The following is a 20331-nucleotide window of genomic DNA, read 5'->3' on the forward strand; positions in this document are numbered from 1 at the left end:
ACCGCCCAGCTGTTCGTTCTGTTCTCTACCCAGTATGAAATATCCTCGTCAACTGTCGGCCGGTGCAAACAACGCGGTCATTGCTGTATCGAAAACCGAAGTAGCTAAGCTATTTACGGGTGATACGCGCTCCGATATTGGTTCAGAAGCCGAAAAGATAAAGTTCGCCAACACAATTAATGATTTGGTGGTCAGGTTTATCCGACTCGATTACAGTGAAGAACTTCAGGCCGAAATGCTGGTCATGGAGCGTATTCGTCCGTTTGACTACCGGGCTTACGAAATTGAACGTCGGGAATTATGGTATGATGTGTTTGTCGATGAGCTGACGGCCTTACATCAGGCGGGGTTTGTTCATCGAGATTTAAAGCCGAGACGTCGGCCCGGGCTTTCTGATCTGGGCGGCCTGGCGTTTGATAATATTCTGCTCACCGAACACGGCCTACGGCTGATCGATGTAGGCATATCGGCCTTGAAATGGCAGGTGGGCGAGCGGATTTTTGCCAGATACCTGGACGTTGAACAAACCGAACTGGTACAGTTTCGGGATTATTTTTTGAACAGATAAGGCCGCGTATAACAGTATTTGTCCCTGCCTCTTCGCCACATCAACTTTATGAAACAAACCAAATACCTCTTCAACGCTGGCCGCATGAGTCGTAAGGATAACACGTTGAAGTTTACGCCAGTAGACGAAGCCGGTCATGAAGGCCAGCCGCGCTATCTGCCCATTGAGCAGGTGTCGGACCTGTATGTCTTCGGCAGTCTGGACGCCAACTCGGCCCTTTATAACTTTCTGGGTAAGGAAGGCATCGCCGTTCATTTCTTCGACTATTATGAGCATTACACCGGTTCATTTATGCCCCGTGAGTATTTGCTGGCGGGCAAAATGCAGGTCGAGCAAACCCGGTACTATCTGTCGCCCAAAAAGCGGATCGCCATTGCCCGAACGTTTGTCGAAGGGGCTGCCTGCAACATCCTGCGGGTGCTGAAGTATTACAACAATCGGCAAAAAGACCTGGAAACGGCCGTTGCCACGGTAGAGCAACTGCTGGCGAGCGTACCGACCGCCCCGGACGTACCGGCGCTGATGGGCCTCGAAGGCAACATCCGCCAGACGTATTATAGCTGTTTCGATGCCATTGTTGGAGAGACATTCTGTCTGGATGGCCGAAGCAAACGCCCGCCCCAAAACGAGTTGAACGCGCTGATTTCGTTCGGGAATATGCTCTGTTATACGGCCTGTCTGAGCATGATCTATCATACGCAGCTGAACCCGACAATCAGCTTTCTGCACGAGCCAGGGGCGCGTCGGTATTCGCTGGCGCTGGACATGGCCGAGATTTTCAAGCCGATCCTGGTCGACCGGCTCATCTTTCGGATGGTGAACAAGCGGCAGCTACAGGCGTCGGACTTTAGGGTCGAGGTGGGCGGCTGTGTGATGAAGGAAGCGGCCCGCAAACGATTTCTGGAGGAGTTCGACGCTGCGCTGAAGGAAACGATCAAACACCGGTCGCTGGGTCGGAGCGTGAGTTACCGACACCTGATCAAGCTGGAGTGCTACAAGCTTCAGAAGCATTTGCTGGGGATCGAGGAGTACAAACCATTCAAGGCCTGGTGGTAAATTAATTTTGAATGAGCGAATGCGTGATTGAGTGCATACTCATTGAGCAGCTTTTCACTCAATCGCTTATCCACTCAATCACTCAATAAAAACATGTACGTAATCCTGGTGTATGACATGGGGCAGAAGCGGGTCGGCAAAATGCTGAAGCTCTGTCGGCGGTACCTGAACTGGATACAGAATTCTGTTTTCGAGGGTGAGATGACGGAGGTACAGCTAAAGGAACTTCTTTACGAAGCCCGGCGAATTATGCGTGAGGACGAGGACAGCCTGATTCTGTTCAAGAACCGCGACCAGAAGTGGCTCGATAAGGAGATTGTGGGTGTAGAACGGCAGTCGACGGATAATTTTTTGTAGGGGGAAATGTCGTCGGTCTGGCCGAACCTGTTCATTGACATGTTGTAGAATCAGGAAGAAAAGCCTTGTTTGCAGGTAAGCGACTGACAATGAGCCGTCGTCGATCGCCGGGCCTTTTCGTAGTATTGGCGATCGACGATTTTTCATTCCAGAATAAGAGTATCAAAGTGTCTTGGGACAATCTCAAGGCACTTTTTTAGTACTAATTTCACGCCTTCTAATCGTACCTGAGTGGAATTGAAATGCGAACTACCGGGGTGACAATGGATTCGAAGAAGCGCTTCTAATCGTACCTGAGTGGAATTGAAATTAGATGGTCAGTTTAACCGGGCTGGGAAAGTCCTGCGCCTTCTAATCGTACCTGAGTGGAATTGAAATGTCGAGATAGATCAGCCGGTCGAGCGCATTGGTCAGCCTTCTAATCGTACCTGAGTGGAATTGAAATCGAAGTAGCCGCCCTCGAAGCGGCCAAACAGCGCGCTTCTAATCGTACCTGAGTGGAATTGAAATAGTAGTCTACGCTGCTCCAGCCGGTCGAGTAGCGTCCTTCTAATCGTACCTGAGTGGAATTGAAATGGAGAAAAACGACAACAGCCCCAGCCTGACCGCTCCTTCTAATCGTACCTGAGTGGAATTGAAATTCTTCGAGACTATAGGCAGGCATGGCCCGGTGAAAGCTTCTAATCGTACCTGAGTGGAATTGAAATAAATTCGGGATTACCTGCCCGTCGCCCCCGATTTTGCTTCTAATCGTACCTGAGTGGAATTGAAATAAATCGTATGAAATACCGGCTCTACCACGTCGTAGCCTTCTAATCGTACCTGAGTGGAATTGAAATGCGGGCAACACGGGCACCATTACGGTGGTACTGGCCTTCTAATCGTACCTGAGTGGAATTGAAATGGGCTTATCCGCACCGTAGCCGTTGGTGAACTCGACTTCTAATCGTACCTGAGTGGAATTGAAATAAGGCTGCAAGGATGCTAACGAAGTACAGCAAAAGCACTTCTAATCGTACCTGAGTGGAATTGAAATCCTGTCCTGGGCAACGGATACGGTAGAGCGAATAATCTTCTAATCGTACCTGAGTGGAATTGAAATGGCGCACAGCCTGGCCGACTCGCTAACCCGTAGACTTCTAATCGTACCTGAGTGGAATTGAAATAGAGTACCCCGTAACACCCCCACTCAACCTAAGAGACTTCTAATCGTACCTGAGTGGAATTGAAATCTCGAAACGCGCATTGGCGGTTACGTACTGCACATCCTTCTAATCGTACCTGAGTGGAATTGAAATTTGCCGGTAGACGCGTCAACCATACGCGCCATGTGGCTTCTAATCGTACCTGAGTGGAATTGAAATTTTGAAGAATACATTACGGCGCGGGTCCTGGCTAACTTCTAATCGTACCTGAGTGGAATTGAAATTAGGGCAGAATAACTTTTTGATTCGCAAATTCTACCTTCTAATCGTACCTGAGTGGAATTGAAATGGGGCCAGTACGTGCCAGGCTAACAGCATCCGGCCGGCTTCTAATCGTACCTGAGTGGAATTGAAATACTATGTACTACACATGCCAGATGGTAGCCAGCAGGTCTTCTAATCGTACCTGAGTGGAATTGAAATACCCCTGACCGCGCAGCACGTCGCGGATACGTTTTCCTTCTAATCGTACCTGAGTGGAATTGAAATACCTGGAAAAACGCGCCCGGATGAGCGCCGACGAAACTTCTAATCGTACCTGAGTGGAATTGAAATTGTTTGAAACGCGAAAAAGGGTAGCGTTTCAAACGCCTTCTAATCGTACCTGAGTGGAATTGAAATGCTCATCGACAAGTTTAGTAACGGCATTACCTCGCCTTCTAATCGTACCTGAGTGGAATTGAAATAGGCAATGCCCCGGCCTTATCGAAACTCCTCTCAGGTCTTCTAATCGTACCTGAGTGGAATTGAAATAACCACGACAGCCGGAACCGCGCAGGACACAGACGCTTCTAATCGTACCTGAGTGGAATTGAAATGGCTGAACTGCCGGGCGGCTGGGATAAATGGTCTACCTTCTAATCGTACCTGAGTGGAATTGAAATTTCGGCGGTATCCGCCAGGTGCCAGGCGGCTTCGGCCTTCTAATCGTACCTGAGTGGAATTGAAATGGCGAAACCGACGACGACACCGGCCACACCAAATCGCTTCTAATCGTACCTGAGTGGAATTGAAATTCGATCAGGAGCCACCGCCTGGATACCAGCGCAATCACTTCTAATCGTACCTGAGTGGAATTGAAATCTCGTTCAACTCGAACGCCCGCGTGATCGTCTCCAACCTTCTAATCGTACCTGAGTGGAATTGAAATATGCCGATAAAGACCAGCGCGATATACACCGCCCGGCTTCTAATCGTACCTGAGTGGAATTGAAATTTTTCGCTGGCGTACTTTTCGGCAATACCCCGCTCGGCTTCTAATCGTACCTGAGTGGAATTGAAATGCGTTTTTTCTTGCTGAGTCCGAGCGCGGGCGCGATCTTCTAATCGTACCTGAGTGGAATTGAAATTGATGATTCTAACCCGGCCGGTATTGAAGCAATCGCACTTCTAATCGTACCTGAGTGGAATTGAAATGCCCTTTAACACGTAAAACAAACTGCCCGTTAAAGCTTCTAATCGTACCTGAGTGGAATTGAAATCGAATACAAGAACGCGTTCTTCACCGAAGCCGCCTGCTTCTAATCGTACCTGAGTGGAATTGAAATGCGTATGACGACAAGCGCGACACCGTACGCATTAACTTCTAATCGTACCTGAGTGGAATTGAAATAAATCAAACTGCTACCCACCCCTGAACAGGCACAAGCTTCTAATCGTACCTGAGTGGAATTGAAATCGAATACAAGAACGCGTTCTTCACCGAAGCCGCCTGCTTCTAATCGTACCTGAGTGGAATTGAAATAACGAAAACCAAAACCAAAACCCGCCCCCACTTCTAATCGTACCTGAGTGGAATTGAAATTTACGCAGCACGGTACTGGGAATGACAACCGGATAACCTTCTAATCGTACCTGAGTGGAATTGAAATGCCAAACTGGCGCTGGTGGCCAAGCTGCTCAACTACTTCTAATCGTACCTGAGTGGAATTGAAATGAAAGGACTGAGCAAAACAAGTCAGGACGGACTGGCCTTCTAATCGTACCTGAGTGGAATTGAAATGGTAACGTGTTTACGCTGGGCAGTCAGACCTACACCGCTTCTAATCGTACCTGAGTGGAATTGAAATACAACGTGTCCACCTGCGGATCGTAGTAGAACTCACTTCTAATCGTACCTGAGTGGAATTGAAATCGGCTTCGGCATTGCCAGACGCGTGGCTGACCTGCTCTTCTAATCGTACCTGAGTGGAATTGAAATGCGCGACCGCAACCCTTACACTCCTGCAAAGATGAACTTCTAATCGTACCTGAGTGGAATTGAAATACTACAAGCTTGACACCAAGCTGCCCGCCGATGCCGAACTTCTAATCGTACCTGAGTGGAATTGAAATTGGGTAAAGAGAAGCTGCCCCAATTGACCCTCGCGTCTTCTAATCGTACCTGAGTGGAATTGAAATCGATCAACCCGCCGTTCTCGATCAGCTCGTGCTCCATGCTTCTAATCGTACCTGAGTGGAATTGAAATGGGTATCGCATCGGCCGCTTCGCTGGGCTACGATTACTTCTAATCGTACCTGAGTGGAATTGAAATGTGGTTTCGTCGCTGATGGTATGAAATACCGGTTCGCTTCTAATCGTACCTGAGTGGAATTGAAATTTACCCTGAACCGGCCCGGTGGCGGCACCAGCACCTCTTCTAATCGTACCTGAGTGGAATTGAAATTTGGATGACCGCCAGTTTTTAAAGCTGTTGAGGATACCTTCTAATCGTACCTGAGTGGAATTGAAATACGGTACGCGGTTGTTTGCGGGTAAGTCGGTCTACCTTCTAATCGTACCTGAGTGGAATTGAAATGCCAGATCGGATTCGAAGTACTTCGCCCCTTCGTAGCTTCTAATCGTACCTGAGTGGAATTGAAATAAAAAGAAGGAGCCACGCTGGTGATTGCCAAACTACTTCTAATCGTACCTGAGTGGAATTGAAATAGAAGATACCAGGCTGGGGTTTCTGGACGAAGCTCACTTCTAATCGTACCTGAGTGGAATTGAAATTGTTTTACGCCCTTGGGTCGTAATTTGTCGGAAATACTTCTAATCGTACCTGAGTGGAATTGAAATTCCGGCCGCAGTGAAGACCCTGCATGAACTGTACACTTCCCAATCGTACCTGAGTGGAATTGAAGTGAGCGGGGAGTTGGTTGAGTTATTCGGTTGGTCCGTTAGGATTTGGGGGGTTGGTTCTTTGGTTGATGAAGGTACTCCATAATGCCTGATGCTAACTATGAAATCATACCTCATTGCGCTGGCTACAGCGGTCGTGCTGGCGGGCTGCGCCGGCGCTAAAACCACCCAACAGGCCAATGGCTGGACCAGCCTCTTCGATGGAAAAACCCTCACCGGCTGGCGGGCCGCCGAAAACCCGGCCACCTTCAGCGTACAGGATGGGGCCATTGTGGTCTTCGGCCCACGAGCCCACCTGTTCTACGACGGACCCGTCAACAACCATTCGTTCAAGAACTTCGAGTGGAAAGCGCAGGTGAAAACAATGCCCGGCGCCAACTCCGGCATGTTCATCCATACCACCTACCAGGATACTGGCTGGCCCGTCAACGGCTACGAAATTCAGGTGAACCAGACCCATACCGACTGGCGAAAGACCGGCAGCGTGTACTCGTTTCAGGATGTGAAAGAAACCTTCGTCAAAGACGACGAATGGTATACCGAACAGATTACGGTCGAGGGTAAAAAAGTCACCGTCCGCATCAACGGCAAAGTCATCAACGAATATACCGAACCCGATACTGCCGAACGCACCGGCGATAACGCCACCCGCCGGCTCAGCAGCGGCACCGTGGCGCTGCAGGGCCATGACCCCAAAAGCAAAGTGCTCTACAAAGACATTATGATCCGGGTGCTGCCCGATTGATCGACTTTCCTGTCAATACGAACGGTCGGTTTGGGCGCCTAACTGTGCGCCCGAACCGACCGTTCGTGTTTCTTCGGACAGTAGCCTACCGGAATTTCTGGATACTGTACTGGTTACTTTGCAACTGGCCGGGGTTCATGGCCATGGCCGCTGCGCCTACCTCACCGATCCGGGCATTGAGGGTGAAGATACTGTTGTTGACCAGCACGTTGGTGGTAGCCTGCGCATAGCCGTTCGTGTCGTTCCGGACCAGGCTGGCCGTGGCAAAATTGTCGGTGCTGCGAACCAGGGATACCTGACTGCCGCTGTTGGTCACGATATATAGATCGGTCGTCCCCACGAGGGTAATGCCGTCGCCCCCCTGCAGGGTCAGCCCGCCCACTTCGGTGATGGCGTTGCCGTTGTTGAGATCGATCTTGAAGAGCTTGCCTTCACTGGTTTTTACGGCAATCAGGTAGCCACCGGGGTGATAGATGATGCCGTTCATACCGAACATGCCCATGGGCGCGCCCAGGCGGGTGTCGTTCACCAGAATAGAGGGGGTTCCGTCGGGCGCTACTTTATAAATCACCGGGGCAAACGAATCCGTTACGTAGACGTTGTTCTGCGGATCGACCGCCAGATCGTTGGCAAAATGACGAACGCCCGGCAACAGATTATCCAGGTCGACGCGGTTGGTAAGCTGGCGGGTAGTCAGGTCGAACACCAGCAGTTCGGCCAGCTGAAAAGCGGTTTCGGGTTTACTCTTGACCGAAACGCCCTGGTCGCCGTTGCAGACCAGGATCCGGCCGTTCCCTACCTTAACCCCGATGCCGCTGATGAGGGCCGGGTCGGTGAGCAGGTCTTCGTACACGCCCGTTGTCGACACGGTGCCGATTTTCCCCTGGGTGATCGACGTAATAATGAACCGATCCAGCTGCGCGGAGTACGCAATTCCTTCGGGGTACTGGCGGGCGGCCGTAAACTCGATCCGATCCGGGAAAACGGCATTGGGACTGTCGCGGTGATCTTCGCAGCCCGTCAGGCAGGCAGAAGCGGCCAGCAGAACGCCGGAGACGATACACGATGTTTTCATAACGAAGGACTTAACAATAGATAAAATATATAGAACAAGACGACCAACTGGCACGCCCTTTCCAGTAAGTATGTGTCAAGTCACTTTGTTTCTCTATATTACGGAGTGGGAACGGCCGGCCGAAACTGCTGGATGCTGTAGTCGCGGGCCTGAAGCTGGGCGGGGTTACCGGCCGCTGCGCTCACCTCACCGATGCGGGCGTTGAGGGTATAGATCCGACTGCCCACGGCCACGCTGGTGGTGGCCTGCTCGTAGCCCGTGGTGTCTGCGCTGACGAGGGTGGCCGTTTTCCAGTCGTCGGTACTTCTCAGCCGGGATACTTTCCGCCGTTCGTTCACGACATAAAGGTCATTGTCCAGCAGCGTCAGGCCATCGCCCCCCGCTACGGTTACGCCCGTAATTTCGGTGATGATATTCGGATTGGCCACGCTGACCTTAAACAGTTTGCCTTCGTTCGATTTCACCACGATCAGGTAACCGCCGGGGTGGTAAACGATACCATTCAGGTTGAACCCCTGCGCCCCGGCAAACAGGGGGCTATTGATAAAAATAGCGGGCTTATAGTCGGGCGTAACGCGGTAGATCACCGGCGCAAACGAGTCGGTGATGTAGGCGTTCCCCTGCGGATCGAAGGCCAGGTCGTTGGCAAAATGGGGGACCCCTGGCAGCAGCGAGTCGAGCCGGACGGCCTGCACCCGGGCGCGGGTCGTGAGGTTAAACACCAGCAGCCCGGCCGTCCTGAGGGTGGTCTGGACAGTGCTTTTGGTCGATACCCCCTGATCGGCGTTGCAGACGTACAGCAGGTTGCCGCGAATTTTCAGCCCGATGCCGCTGATGAGTCCAGTATCGGTGAGGAAGTCGGCGTACCGCCCGTTGAGGTCAACGGTCCCTATTTTTCCCTGCGTAATGGAGCTGACCAGAAACCGGTCGAGAGCGGGTGAATAGGTAATGCCTTCGGGATAGAGCCGGTCAGCCTGGAACGCAATTCGCTCGGGAAATACGGCCGCATCGAACTCGCTGTCGGGCGTGTTGCAGGCCCACATACCGGCCAGGAAAAGAACGGGAAGGCGTAGCAGATACCGGAACATAGGCGAACGGTTTACTCGGTGAGACAACGGATTCCATAAAATAGCGAAAAACTATCCGTTTTGTTTTGGGTTTACACTAAAAACGTAATACTACCAACGTCATGAATCATTTCACCACCTTAACCGAAGCCATGGAAGCCCTGCGCGAACGCGGCTACACCCACGAATTCGGCCCGAAAAGCGATTATCTGGAAGAGAAAAGCACCGAGACCAAACTCAAAAGCGATGAGTTCAACGTGGACGAGTTCCACCGGTTCGAGGGCACGTCGGACCCCGGCGATGAGATGACGTTATACGCCATTACGGCTGCCAACGGCATGAAAGGCGTCTTTGTATCGGCCCAGGGCACTTACTCCAACGAGGCCTCGTCGGAACTGATGGCCAAGTTCAACGTATCGGACCGCGCAGGCGTCAACACCGACGGCGCGGTGCAGCCGATGGATGGTTTGCCCGTCGGCGATAATTGATTTTTGTCATATTTGCAAGAAAAAAGCCCGGAACATACTCAATTTTCCGGGCTTTTCGCTATATTTGCGCCCTTTACAGAAAAAAGATTGTTGTTATTCGTGCTGATAGATCATGAAATTATCCGAATTCAAGTTTGATTTACCCGAGAGTCTCATTGCTAAATACCCGGTTGAGCGGGGTGAATCGCGGTTGATGGTTGTTGACCGTAAAGCCAAAACCATTGAGCATAAACAGTTTTCGGATATACTCAGCTATTTTACCGATGGTGATGTAATGGTCATCAACAACACGAAAGTGTTTCCGGCGCGTTTGTATGGCAACAAAGAAAAAACCGGCGCTAAAATTGAAGTCTTCCTGCTGCGGGAACTGAACCGCGAAATGAAACTGTGGGACGTACTGGTCGATCCGGCCCGTAAGATCCGCGTTGGGAACAAACTGTATTTCGGCGACAGTGATCTGGTAGCGGAAGTTATCGACAACACCACCTCGCGCGGCCGTACGATCCGTTTCCTGTTCGACGGCAACCACGAGGAGTTTATGAAAGCGGTGGATGAACTGGGCGAAACCCCCATCCCGCGCGAGATGCAGCGCGAAGCCGAACTGGCCGACCGGGATCATTACCAGACCGTTTTTGCCCAGCACGTTGGCGCCGTAGCGGCTCCTACGGCCGGTCTGCACTTTACCCGCGCCATGATGAAGCGGATGGAGATCAAAGGCATTCACTTTGCGCCGATTACGCTGCACGTTGGCCTGGGTACGTTTCGTCAGGTAGACGTAGAAGACCTCACCAAGCACAAAACCGATTCGGAAAACTACCGGATTCCGGCCGATGCGGCCCAGATCGTCAATACCGCGCTCGATGGCGGCAAACGGGTCTGTGCGGTAGGTACCACCTCGCTCAAAGCCATCGAATCGTCGGTGTCGGCCAATAGCCGCCTGAAGCCGGTAGAGGGCTGGACGGATAAGTTTATCTTCCCCCCCTACGATTTCAAAATCGCCAATTCGCTGCTGACCAGCCTGCACCTGCCCGAGTCGATCCTGATCATGATGACGAGCGCGTTTGGCGGTCATGAGCTGATCAAGGAAGCGTATCAGGTAGCCATCAAGGAGAAGTATCGCTTCTTCAGCTATGGCGATGCCATGCTGATTCTGTAGGCCCGCGCCCGATAGTGGGTTGTCGTTTGTAGTTTTGCGTCAGTTTATCCTTCGCATGACAACCCACGACCAACCGACGTCCTCCCCGGCCAGCCCGGCCTGTTTTGCCATTATCGTTGCCGGTGGCAGTGGTAGCCGGATGAAATCGGATATTCCCAAGCAGTTTCTGCTGCTGAACGGCAAGCCGATCCTGCAACATACACTGGACCAGTTTCTGGCGGTACTGCCCGCCGAACAGATCATACTCGTACTGCCCGCCCGCGAACGCCAGACCTGGTTGTCGCTGTGCGGGCAGTACGGCTTTCAGGCACCGGTGCGGGTGATCGACGGCGGAGCCTCGCGCTTTCAGTCGGTACGCAACGGCCTGCAGGCGCTTCCCCTGTCGGTCGACGGTGGCGTTGTGGCGGTACACGACGGGGTTCGGCCGTTCATTGCGCCCGATATTATCCGGACCAGCTTCGAGACGGCTGCCCGCCTGGGTTCGGCGGTGACCTGCGTACCGGCCAAGGATTCCGTTCGGATTGTCGGGGCCGACGGCATGAGCCGGGCCATTGACCGGGCTAGTGTCCGGCTCGTACAGACCCCACAGACGTTTCGGCTCGACTGGTTCCGGCAGGCGTTCGCTACCGATGAACAGCCTCACTTCACCGACTGCGCCAGTGTGCTCGAACATGCCGGTTTCCCCATCGCGCTCATCGATGGTGCCTACGAAAACATCAAGATCACGACCCCCGACGATCTGGGGCACCGGGGGTAGCTAGCCAGGTAAGCCAGGTCTTTTATCCATATCGCCCTTACCGGGGCTGGGTGTAAGCGACGGCTTTTGTTGCTATTCCTCCCCTGCCGGGGCTGGCGTCCTGTGGCGTTAGATTCCGTAACTTGCTGGTCCGATCGTTCGTTTAACCCGCTTTCATGCGTCACCGCTTTCCGCCCGATTACTACATCAACGGTATCCTGAACGGCGACCGGCTTACGCTCAGCCGCGCCATTACCCTCGTCGAGAGCCGTCGGTCAGACGATCAGCTCCTGGCGCAACAGGTACTGGAAGGGGTGTTGCCCAACACCGGTCGCAGCATCCGGGTCGGCATTACGGGGGTGCCGGGCGTCGGAAAAAGTACGTTCATCGAAGCCTTCGGTCGCTACCTGACCGGGCAGGGTCATCGACTGGCCGTACTGGCCGTAGACCCCACCAGCCAGCGATCGGGCGGTAGCCTGCTCGGCGACAAAACCCGGATGGAGACGCTCTCGATGGACCCGAACGCCTACATCCGCCCCTCCCCGGCTGGTGACTCGCTGGGGGGTGTGGCGCACCGTACGCGCGAAACTATCCTGCTCTGCGAAGCCGCTGGCTACGACGTCGTTCTGGTCGAAACGGTAGGCGTGGGTCAATCCGAAACGGTGGTGCACGGCATGGTCGACTTTTTCCTGCTGCTCATGCTGGCGGGTGCCGGAGACGAGTTGCAGGGCATGAAACGCGGCATCATGGAGCTGGCCGACGCGCTCTGTATCACCAAAGCCGACGGCGACAACCGGGCCGCGGCCGACCGGGCGCGGGTCGAGTACCAGAACGCGCTGCACCTGTTTCCGCCTACCGGCACCGGCTGGTTTCCGCCCGTCCTGACCGGCTCAGCCCTCACCGGCGAAGGCGTGGACACGGTCTGGCAAACCATCCGGGATCAGCAGCAACTAACAACGGCCAACGGCTACCGCAACCAGCGTCGGCAGGAGCAGCAGCTTACCTGGTTCAGGGCCCTGCTGCGGCAGCGACTCGAGGGTATGTTTTACGAGCAGCCCGGTATGCGCGAGCGGCTAGCCCATATCGAAGAGCAGGTTCGGACCGGCACCCTCCTCCCCGGCCCCGCCATCAGCCAGCTTCTGCACTAAAAAAAGCCACCGCTCAACGCAGTGGCTCCAGATGTGGGATAGAAGAAAAAAAATTAAGCATGCTGCGGTTGCCCGACAAAAGTAGCCGTCACTTCGGCTACGCGCTTACCCTGAAACCGGGCCGCATCCAGGGCGACCTCGTCGGGTGGCACCGTACCGTTCTGGCTCGTATGGGAGGTACCATAGGGGTTGCCCGACTGGAACTGAATCGGATCAGCGTAGCCCGGACCAACAATGATACTGCCCCAGTGGTAAAAGGTGTTGTTCAGACTCAGCAGCGTCGACTCATGGCCACCGTGGGCCGTAGCCGCGCTGGTAAACGACGACCCAATTTTGTTCACGAGCTTGCCCTGCCCCCAGAGCGGACCGGTTGAATCGATAAACTGCTTGAGCTGCGCAGCCGGCATACCGTAGCGCGTTGGTGCGCCCAGGATGATGGCATCGGCCCATTCCAGATCGGCCAGCGTAGCCTCGGGCACATCCTGGGTTTCGAGCCGGTGAGTCGACCAGCCTTCGTTCGATGCAATGGCTTCTTCGGGAGCCAGTTCTTTCACTTTCAGCAGCCGCACCTCGGCGCCGGCCTGTCTGGCTCCTTCTTCGATGGCGCGGGCTATTTTGTAGGTAGTACCCGTGGCACTGTAATAGATGATGGCAACTTTTGTCATGCGCTCTTGTTGGAAAAGATAAATGTATATACACGAAAAGGGCTACAAGAAAGCCCCTGGTCCGTTCATGCGTCTGAACCGGCCAGGGGCCTGTCTACAGCTTAGGAGTTACCCAGCGTACGGTCTGGCTCATTAGCCCGGGTGGCCGGGATAGCGCCTTCCTGCGTGCTGCGGTTCCAGTCAGCGTCGGCCACTTTCTCATCGGTAGAGAGGGCGTCTGGGTTCTGGTAAGCCGTCATGGGGTTGTCTTCGTCCGTCGATGCATCTTCGGCGTTCATAGGCAGCGGCTCCTGTCCCCACGAAGCTCGCTTCGACTCGTCGATGCGCTCGGCCGACATGTCATCGTTCTCCTCGTCGCTGGCCAGGGCGGCCGCCTGGGTCATATCTCCCGGCACGTCAGTATCGCTGATTTCAGCGACGCGCGAGGGCAGTTCACTGTCCAGATTCTTATCGTTCAGTTGCGCCAGTTCGGGGTGAATACCCATGGTGCTGCGCATTTGCTTGGCCGCATTGGACTCGGTGCTTTCTTTGCGGGAATTGCTACTTACGCTCATAACGTTGGTTGGTTTATCGGTTAACGGAATATAGAATGGTTGATAGCCGGTGCGCCCGAACGCACTGGAGGATCGGTTGGGCACCCCCTCCGACAAAGGCAGACGGTACCGGCCATAGACCGATTAATACGTAGGCTGGTTGCTGAGGTCGGTGCCTGTTTCGGCTACCTCTTCCTCGCGCGACTGATCGGTTTCGTCCGTATCGTCTGCGTCGGTACGATCGGCTTCCGTATCGTCGTCCTCGCCCCCATCAGGCTCCTGCTGGGCTTTGGCGGCTTTCTGGGCGTTGGGAACACCAACGCGGTCGGCCGATGCGTAATCGTCGGGACCGTGGGTCGTTACGTCGACCATGGCGGTGTTGGTTTTGTCGGCACCGGCGGCTGCGTTCTGGGCGCCCTCTTCGGTCACTTCCATGGTACTATTGTCCATGTCGCCCAGGCGCAGGACGCCGTTTTCGCTATCCATATCGGTGCTGCCCATGGCCCGGTTGTTGCGGCCATCCTGACCACCCCGAACCTGTTCACTGTCGAGACCGTTGGGCGAGTTTTCGGTTTCCGGCCGGTGCTTATTATCCTGTTTGTAGACGTCGGCATCAGCGTCATCCGAGCCAAAAGGGCCTTCTGTGCGGCCAATTATCTGCGCGTCGTCGCGCTCTACATCCTTTTCGTCTTTCATAGCGTTGGGCTTATTCAATACATAGAATAACTGGATTTCTGATAAAAGGTTATCCCACCTCTGTAACCGCTCATCAGCCCAACCTACCGAAAAATCAATATTTGTACCGATAAATATACATTATGTCCGAAGGTTCATTTGAGTGTATACATTTGTATATGTAAGCCAGCAAAAATCTTTACTTTGCTGCAACTAAATGCCCCTTTTCAGGGTCTATATTATACAGACTATACGACTGCCTCTTACTTACGTTTTGGGCAGTCTTCGATATAAAAGAGTTTAATAGTTGGATAAAGCGTAATACCGAAAGCGGGCCGACATTGTCGACCCGCTTTTTTGATTTTTCAGTATTTGTCCGTCTGGATCAGGGTTTATCCCACCACACGCGCGAGCTGGTTTTGTCGCCGTTCGACAAACGGCCTACGGCAGCTTCGTACGCAGCGGTGTTCAGCGTTGGTTCCGTGTTCGGATACCCGTACCGGCGCGGAATCTGCTTGCTTTCGTTCACCGCGTACGGCGTAGGCTGCAGGTTCGGGTACCCCGTCCGACGCCATTCGGTCCAGGCTTCCGATCCGTTCGGATACAGCGCGATCCAGCGCTGATCACCAATTTTAGCCAGGATGTCGCCGGCGGTAGGCGCTACGTTCGGGCTGGCAATGTAGGCCGTGTACTTGGCGGCATCATAGACACCCCACTGCTCCCACGACGCACGAATCGCGTCATTGTAAGCGGTTCTCGCATCGGCAGAAATCCAGCCGAGGACCGATGCCTCCGCTTTGGCCAGCAGCATCTGAGACGCCGTAATGATGTAGCTGGGCTGCGTCTTGGCCAGCACTTTCGCGCTGGGCAGGGCATACTCAGGGTTATCGTTCGTATAGTCGATGAGCAGGTCGCGGGTCAGTCCGTAAGGAAGGCCCACGAAGTCGCCGGTGCTGGTTGGGGTAGCGTAGGCCGGCAGACGCGGATCGCTCAGGCTTTCCAGCTTGTTGACCAGCACATCGCTGACACCGTAATCGCTACGGCCATCGAACAGGGCATTGTCCGGGTTCCGGAACTGGTTCACATCCGTATACCGAATGGTTGCGTTGTCGGCGTTGGTGCTGATGTAGCCAGCCGCATCGTTGTAGGCAGCGGTGAACTCCGTACGGCCCGTGGCAGGGTCTACTTTAGTCAGGCGCAGCGCCAGGATCATCCGCAGCGAGTTGGCAAACTTCTTCCACTTGGTGGCGTTACCCGCAAACAGGATATCGCCGTCGAACGCCCGGCCGTTGTCGAACTGCGCACTGGCTTCTTTCAGCTCTTTGAACAGATCGGCGTAGATCGCCTGCTGTGGATCATATTCTACCTGCGTCTGCTTCTTGAGCGCGTTGAAGTAAGGCACATCGCCCCAGCGGTCGGTCACCACCGAAAACACATACGCCTTCAGGATCCGGGCCGTAGCCAGCTGGTTATTGTTCGAACCAAACTGCGCTACGTAGGCTCTGGTCGACTCATCGGTATTATAATCGATGATGGTCTGCAAATCCTGGAGGGTTACGGCATAGTAGCGGTTCCAGTCAGCAAACGTGGTTGCGTATAGCGAGTTCTCGGGATACTGGCTCTCTGACCAGTACTGCGCGAACAGCCGCGGCTCAGGCGCCAGCGTGGTCAGCCGGCCGGCAATACCTTCCAGCAAAGCGCCGGTTGCCGTGGTTGGCGGTACGCCCAGCATGGCTTCGGTCAGCAGCGCCGAGGTTACCGGCGTTACGGCAGCGTTCGGGTTTATGTTCTGATCACCAAAGTCGCTGCAGCTCGCCATCAGGCCCAGTCCGGTTAGCAGACCGAGCGTCATGAATCTATTTTTAACGGTAGTCATTTGTGTTTGAATTGAGTACGCGACCCACCCCGTAGTGCGGGTCGCGTGGGTACATGGCTCTTAGAAACTTAAACGAACGTTGAAGCCCAGCGAGCGGGTGCCCGGCTGCTGGCCGTTTTCGCCGAAGCGCTGTGCCAGCTCCGACGGATCGATGTTCGGGTTAGAAGCGTAGATCAGCCAAGGGTTACGAGCCACTACGCTCAGGTTTACGCCCTGGATGTATTTGTTTGGCTTGATAGGCAGGGTGTAGCCGAAGCTCACCTCCCGCAGTTTGATGTACGACGCATCGAATACCGAGTTGTCGATGATGCTGTTGTTACCAAACTGGTGGTAGTAATCGTAAGCCGGTACGTAGGTATCGATAGCCTCGCCCGTTTCGCTCACGCCCTGTACCCGAACGCCACCGCCGTTGGCTACGTCGTCCCGAACGTTCATGCCTTTGTCGTTGGTAGCGGCCGTTTCGGCGTACAGACCCGAGTAGGTACCCCAGAAGTTCGACAGCGAGAAGTATTTGCCCCCGCGCTGGAAGTCAAGGCTCAGACCCAGCGAGAAATCCCGGTACCGCAGCGTGTTGACCAGACCACCCGTGAAATCAGGCAGTACCGAGCCAAAATACTGGTTCGGCGCGAACACGTACGTACCGTCTTCGTTCAGCACCGGCTGGCCGTTCTGGTACACGATACCGTTACCGCGCAGCTGACCCCAGCGGTTGTTGCCACCGTTGTCGACACCGGTCGAGTGAATGACGTAGGCGTAACCGAACTGGTCATTGGTCGTAAACGATCCGGAGGTAGCGCCGAAGGGTGTCGACGAGGTAGCCTGAATCGAGTTGATACCCGGTGCCAGGCTGATGATCCGCGAGTTGTTACGGGCGAAGTTCAGGGTAATATCCCAGTTGAAATCCTTGCCAACGATGGGCTTACCATCCAGCTGAATCTCGATCCCGTCGCGCTCGATCCGGCCGGCGTTGATAACCTGCTGGGTAAAGCCGCTGACGGTCGTTACGTCTACGTTCAGGATCTCGTTGATCTTGTTTTCCCGGTAGTACGTGAACGCCAGACCGGCCCGGTTCTTCAGGAAGCGCAGATCGACCCCGGCTTCGAACGCCGACGACAGCGACGGAACGATGTTGGCGTTGGTCAGCAGGTTCGGGGTCGTGATCAGGCTGTTCGTGTTATTGTACTTGAACTGGTTTACCTGATAGGTCAGTGCCAGCTGGTACGGGTTCAGGTCAGAACCGACCTGCGCCCAGCTACCCCGCAGTTTACCGAACGACAGGAACGGCAGCGCGTTGCGGGTCAGCTCCGAGAATACAAAGCTACCACCTACCGATGGGTAGAAGTACGAGTTGTTGTTGGCAGGCAGGGCCGAACTCCAGTCGTTACGACCCGTTACCTCCAGGAACACCAGGTCACGCCAGCCCAGCGATGCGCGGGCGTACAGGCTGCGTACGGTTTTGCTGAAGCGGTTGTTGGTCTGGCTGAACGAACCAATCGAGTTACCGATCGTATAGAGATCCGGTACGAACAGACCACCCGTGGTAGCCAGGTCAACGCGCGTATAGCGGTTATCCCGGATGTTACCCCCTACGTTGGCATTCAGCGTAAAGTCTTCGCCGAAGCTATCGTCGTAGGTAGCCAGGAATTCGTAGTTGTCTTCGCGATCGGTGATCTGACCGGTGGCGTATTCGGCTTTCAGACCCGTCTGCGACGCGCTGGTCTCCAGAATATTCGGGATCTTGTTCTCGTAGTTCGTGTTCCGCTGGTTACGGCGCAACCAACCCTGTACCCGGAACTTGTCGTTGATTTTATAGGTCAGGTTCACATCCCCGAAAATCCGGTCGCGGTTGGTCTGGTAGTCGATATTGTCGAGGTACGAGTACCAGTTGTACCAGTAGTTACCGCGGTTGAAGGTCGCCGTCTGGAAGTTGGTCGTTGCCGTTGGGTTGGTATGGTTCCAGCTGGCCAGCGCACCGGTAGGCGTACGCAGGGCGCGCAGCTCGCGGAGTTTGCTCATGTCCAGATCGCGATGGAACCACTGGTTGAACGAACCCGAACCCGACAGGTTTGAGTAGGCATCGTCAAACTCGCCACCCAGCCGTTCGGTTGTGTAGTTGATGTTCAGACCGGCCGTCAGTTTGGCTCCCAGATCGAAGGTCGTAGCCGCGGTAACGTAGTTCCGCTTCAGCGACGTATTGGGCAGAACACCCGTCTGGTCGAGGTTGTTGTACGACAGGCGCAGGTTGTAGCCCGTGCCACTCGTGCGCAGGCTTACGCCGTTGTTGAGCGTTCGACCCGTGTTGTAGTAATCGCGTACGTTGTTGGGCTGGGGCGTAAAAGCTGCCGTCTGGAACGAATAGGCATGACCCGGGTACCAGGCGTACCAGGGGATGTATTCGCTGCCATCGATGCGCGGACCCCACGAAGCGTCATCCGAATAATCGTGATACTTCTTGCCGTTCAGCGCCTGCCACTCAACTGGGTTGCCGGGAGCCCAGGTAAACGTACGCCAGTCGGCCGATCCACCGCCACCGTACTGGTTCTGGTATTTCGGGATGACGTTCACGCGGTCAAACGTAGTAGTGCTGTTGATATCGATGCCGATGCCTTTGCGGTTCAGTCCTTTCTTGGTCGTGATCACGATCACACCGGCATCGCCCCGCTGGCCGTAGAGGGCCGTAGCGTTGGGGCCTTTCAGTACCGAGATGTTCTCGATATCGTCGGGGTTGATGTCCAGCGTGGGGGGCGTATCCGAATCACCCGTCAGGGGCGTGCCGTCTACAACGTACAGGGGGTTTTTATCGACCAGCGAAGCCGCCCCACGAATACGAACCACGGCACCCGAACCCAGCTTGGAACCGGCCTGGCTCAGTACCTGAAGACCGGCTACTTTACCCGCCAGGGCGTTACCGGCATCAGCCTGCCGAACCACCTGAAGCTGATCCTGGGTGATTTGCTGGGTAGCGAACGAAACCGACTTGGCGTCGCGCTTGATACCCAGGGCTGTAACGACAACCTCCTGCAATTGGGCTGCGTCTGAAACTAGTGTTACGTTGATGGAAGTTTGATTACCTACCGCTACTTCTTTACTCGTAAACCCAATAAAACTAAAAACCAGCGTCGAACCCGCTGGAACGTTGAGTCGGTATGTACCACTCGCATCGGTACTGGTGCCGCGCGATGTGCCTTTCACCGCTACGTTAACGCCGGGAAGATCAGACCCATCTTCTGACGACGTTACCTTTCCACTGATGGCAATATCCTGCGCCATCGACGGTAGATAGAACAAGCACAGCAGGAACTGTACCACTAGAAATTTTCTCATAAAAGTGATCTTAAGTGTAGGTTAACGCTGAATCAGCATTTTTTCTAATATCAAAATTGTGCAAAATAGTTGTCACAACAAAATTTCGTAGTCTATAATTTTTACAGAATTATTAGAATATTAAAGTACCATCCGGGCGAATATTCATAATATCAAATTATAACTGCCTCAAAACCAACGTTTTTTTGTTAAGAAATCATAATTCTATTCTGCTCTCACACCTGGTCCACTAGCGGATAAACTGTTTGTACTACCGCACGAAACGCACCGAAAAATCAACTTTTTCTATCCTACGGGAAAGTGGCAAAATATTAGATTAGTCATATTTACTTAAGTACTTTAGGCGCCCTACACTGAGTAAACTGAAAGTAACTATGCAGATAGTCAGTACACTACCTCCAGCGTCTTTTCTCGGATATTCAGCCGCCCCGGTTACGACTGCTGTCGGGGCACCAACAAAAAAAACCTGCCGTGAGGCAGGTTTTTACCAGCGTACTGGCTGGTGTTCGTTATACTGGCCGGAGTCGACGACC

General features: G+C 54.0%; 15 protein-coding genes and 1 CRISPR repeat array. Of the genes, 8 read left to right on the forward strand and 7 right to left on the reverse strand.

Annotated features, from left to right (window positions below; genetic code table 11):
- Positions 1 to 34 precede the first annotated feature (34 nt).
- The 4 genes from EQG79_RS04115 to EQG79_RS04130 all read left to right on the forward strand — a co-directional run bounded on the left by EQG79_RS04115 (position 35) and on the right by EQG79_RS04130 (position 7055).
- Positions 35 to 568: a serine/threonine-protein kinase gene (locus tag EQG79_RS04115; protein WP_129600125.1), complete on the forward strand. Its 534-nt coding sequence runs from the start codon at positions 35 to 37 to the stop codon at positions 566 to 568.
- Positions 569 to 616: 48 nt separating this feature from the next.
- Positions 617 to 1624, forward strand: coding sequence for a type I-B CRISPR-associated endonuclease Cas1b (gene cas1b, locus EQG79_RS04120; RefSeq protein WP_129600127.1), 1008 nt, complete (start codon positions 617 to 619; stop codon positions 1622 to 1624).
- A gap of 93 nt (positions 1625 to 1717) precedes the next feature.
- The gene (cas2, locus tag EQG79_RS04125; RefSeq protein ID WP_129600129.1) at positions 1718 to 1981 is read left to right on the forward strand and encodes a CRISPR-associated endonuclease Cas2; all 264 of its coding nucleotides are present in this window, start codon (positions 1718 to 1720) and stop codon (positions 1979 to 1981) included.
- Between the two features lie 214 nt (positions 1982 to 2195).
- Positions 2196 to 6313: a CRISPR direct-repeat array (repeat unit 30 nt; unit sequence CTTCTAATCGTACCTGAGTGGAATTGAAAT).
- A 97-nt stretch (positions 6314 to 6410) separates the two neighbouring features.
- Positions 6411 to 7055: a 3-keto-disaccharide hydrolase gene (locus EQG79_RS04130; RefSeq protein WP_129600131.1), complete on the forward strand. Its 645-nt coding sequence runs from the start codon at positions 6411 to 6413 to the stop codon at positions 7053 to 7055.
- 85 nt (positions 7056 to 7140) lie between these two features.
- Here EQG79_RS04130 and EQG79_RS04135 read toward each other — a convergent pair whose 3' ends face one another.
- Positions 7141 to 8130 (reverse strand): gluconolaconase, encoded by a 990-nt coding sequence (locus EQG79_RS04135; RefSeq protein ID WP_129600133.1) that lies wholly within the window; start codon positions 8128 to 8130, stop codon positions 7141 to 7143.
- Between the two features lie 98 nt (positions 8131 to 8228).
- Positions 8229 to 9218: a gluconolaconase gene (locus EQG79_RS04140; protein ID WP_129600136.1), complete on the reverse strand. Its 990-nt coding sequence runs from the start codon at positions 9216 to 9218 to the stop codon at positions 8229 to 8231.
- A gap of 101 nt (positions 9219 to 9319) precedes the next feature.
- Here EQG79_RS04140 and EQG79_RS04145 point away from each other — a divergent pair, with 101 nt between their 5' ends.
- The 4 genes from EQG79_RS04145 (at position 9320) to meaB (ending at position 12725) form a co-directional block, all read left to right on the forward strand.
- Complete coding sequence (locus tag EQG79_RS04145; protein WP_077919005.1) at positions 9320 to 9685, forward strand: hypothetical protein; 366 nt, start codon at positions 9320 to 9322, stop codon at positions 9683 to 9685.
- 112 nt (positions 9686 to 9797) lie between these two features.
- Positions 9798 to 10841 carry a tRNA preQ1(34) S-adenosylmethionine ribosyltransferase-isomerase QueA gene (gene queA, locus EQG79_RS04150; RefSeq protein ID WP_077919006.1) on the forward strand — a complete coding sequence of 348 codons (1044 nt, stop codon included), beginning with the start codon at positions 9798 to 9800 and terminating at the stop codon, positions 10839 to 10841.
- 55 nt (positions 10842 to 10896) lie between these two features.
- On the forward strand, positions 10897 to 11598 hold the full coding sequence (locus EQG79_RS04155) for a 2-C-methyl-D-erythritol 4-phosphate cytidylyltransferase (protein WP_129600138.1): 702 nt from the start codon (positions 10897 to 10899) through the stop codon (positions 11596 to 11598).
- Between the two features lie 155 nt (positions 11599 to 11753).
- Positions 11754 to 12725 carry a methylmalonyl Co-A mutase-associated GTPase MeaB gene (gene meaB, locus EQG79_RS04160; RefSeq protein WP_129600140.1) on the forward strand — a complete coding sequence of 324 codons (972 nt, stop codon included), beginning with the start codon at positions 11754 to 11756 and terminating at the stop codon, positions 12723 to 12725.
- Positions 12726 to 12778: 53 nt separating this feature from the next.
- On the opposite strand, the gene wrbA is transcribed toward meaB, so the two are convergent.
- The 5 genes from wrbA to EQG79_RS04185 all read right to left on the reverse strand — a co-directional run bounded on the left by wrbA (position 12779) and on the right by EQG79_RS04185 (position 19798).
- On the reverse strand, positions 12779 to 13390 hold the full coding sequence (gene wrbA, locus EQG79_RS04165; RefSeq protein ID WP_077919009.1) for an NAD(P)H:quinone oxidoreductase: 612 nt from the start codon (positions 13388 to 13390) through the stop codon (positions 12779 to 12781).
- Positions 13391 to 13491: 101 nt separating this feature from the next.
- Positions 13492 to 13944 carry a hypothetical protein gene (locus EQG79_RS04170; RefSeq protein WP_129600142.1) on the reverse strand — a complete coding sequence of 151 codons (453 nt, stop codon included), beginning with the start codon at positions 13942 to 13944 and terminating at the stop codon, positions 13492 to 13494.
- Between the two features lie 123 nt (positions 13945 to 14067).
- A complete protein-coding gene (locus EQG79_RS04175) occupies positions 14068 to 14619 on the reverse strand; it encodes a hypothetical protein (protein ID WP_077919011.1) in 552 nt (183 codons plus the stop codon).
- A 364-nt stretch (positions 14620 to 14983) separates the two neighbouring features.
- Positions 14984 to 16474, reverse strand: coding sequence for a SusD/RagB family nutrient-binding outer membrane lipoprotein (locus EQG79_RS04180; protein WP_077919012.1), 1491 nt, complete (start codon positions 16472 to 16474; stop codon positions 14984 to 14986).
- A 60-nt stretch (positions 16475 to 16534) separates the two neighbouring features.
- Positions 16535 to 19798 (reverse strand): SusC/RagA family TonB-linked outer membrane protein, encoded by a 3264-nt coding sequence (locus EQG79_RS04185; protein ID WP_077919013.1) that lies wholly within the window; start codon positions 19796 to 19798, stop codon positions 16535 to 16537.
- Between the last annotated feature and the right edge of the window lie 533 nt (positions 19799 to 20331).

Origin of the sequence: Spirosoma sordidisoli, from assembly GCF_004138325.1 — a bacterium.
GTDB lineage: Bacteria > Bacteroidota > Bacteroidia > Cytophagales > Spirosomataceae > Spirosoma > Spirosoma sordidisoli.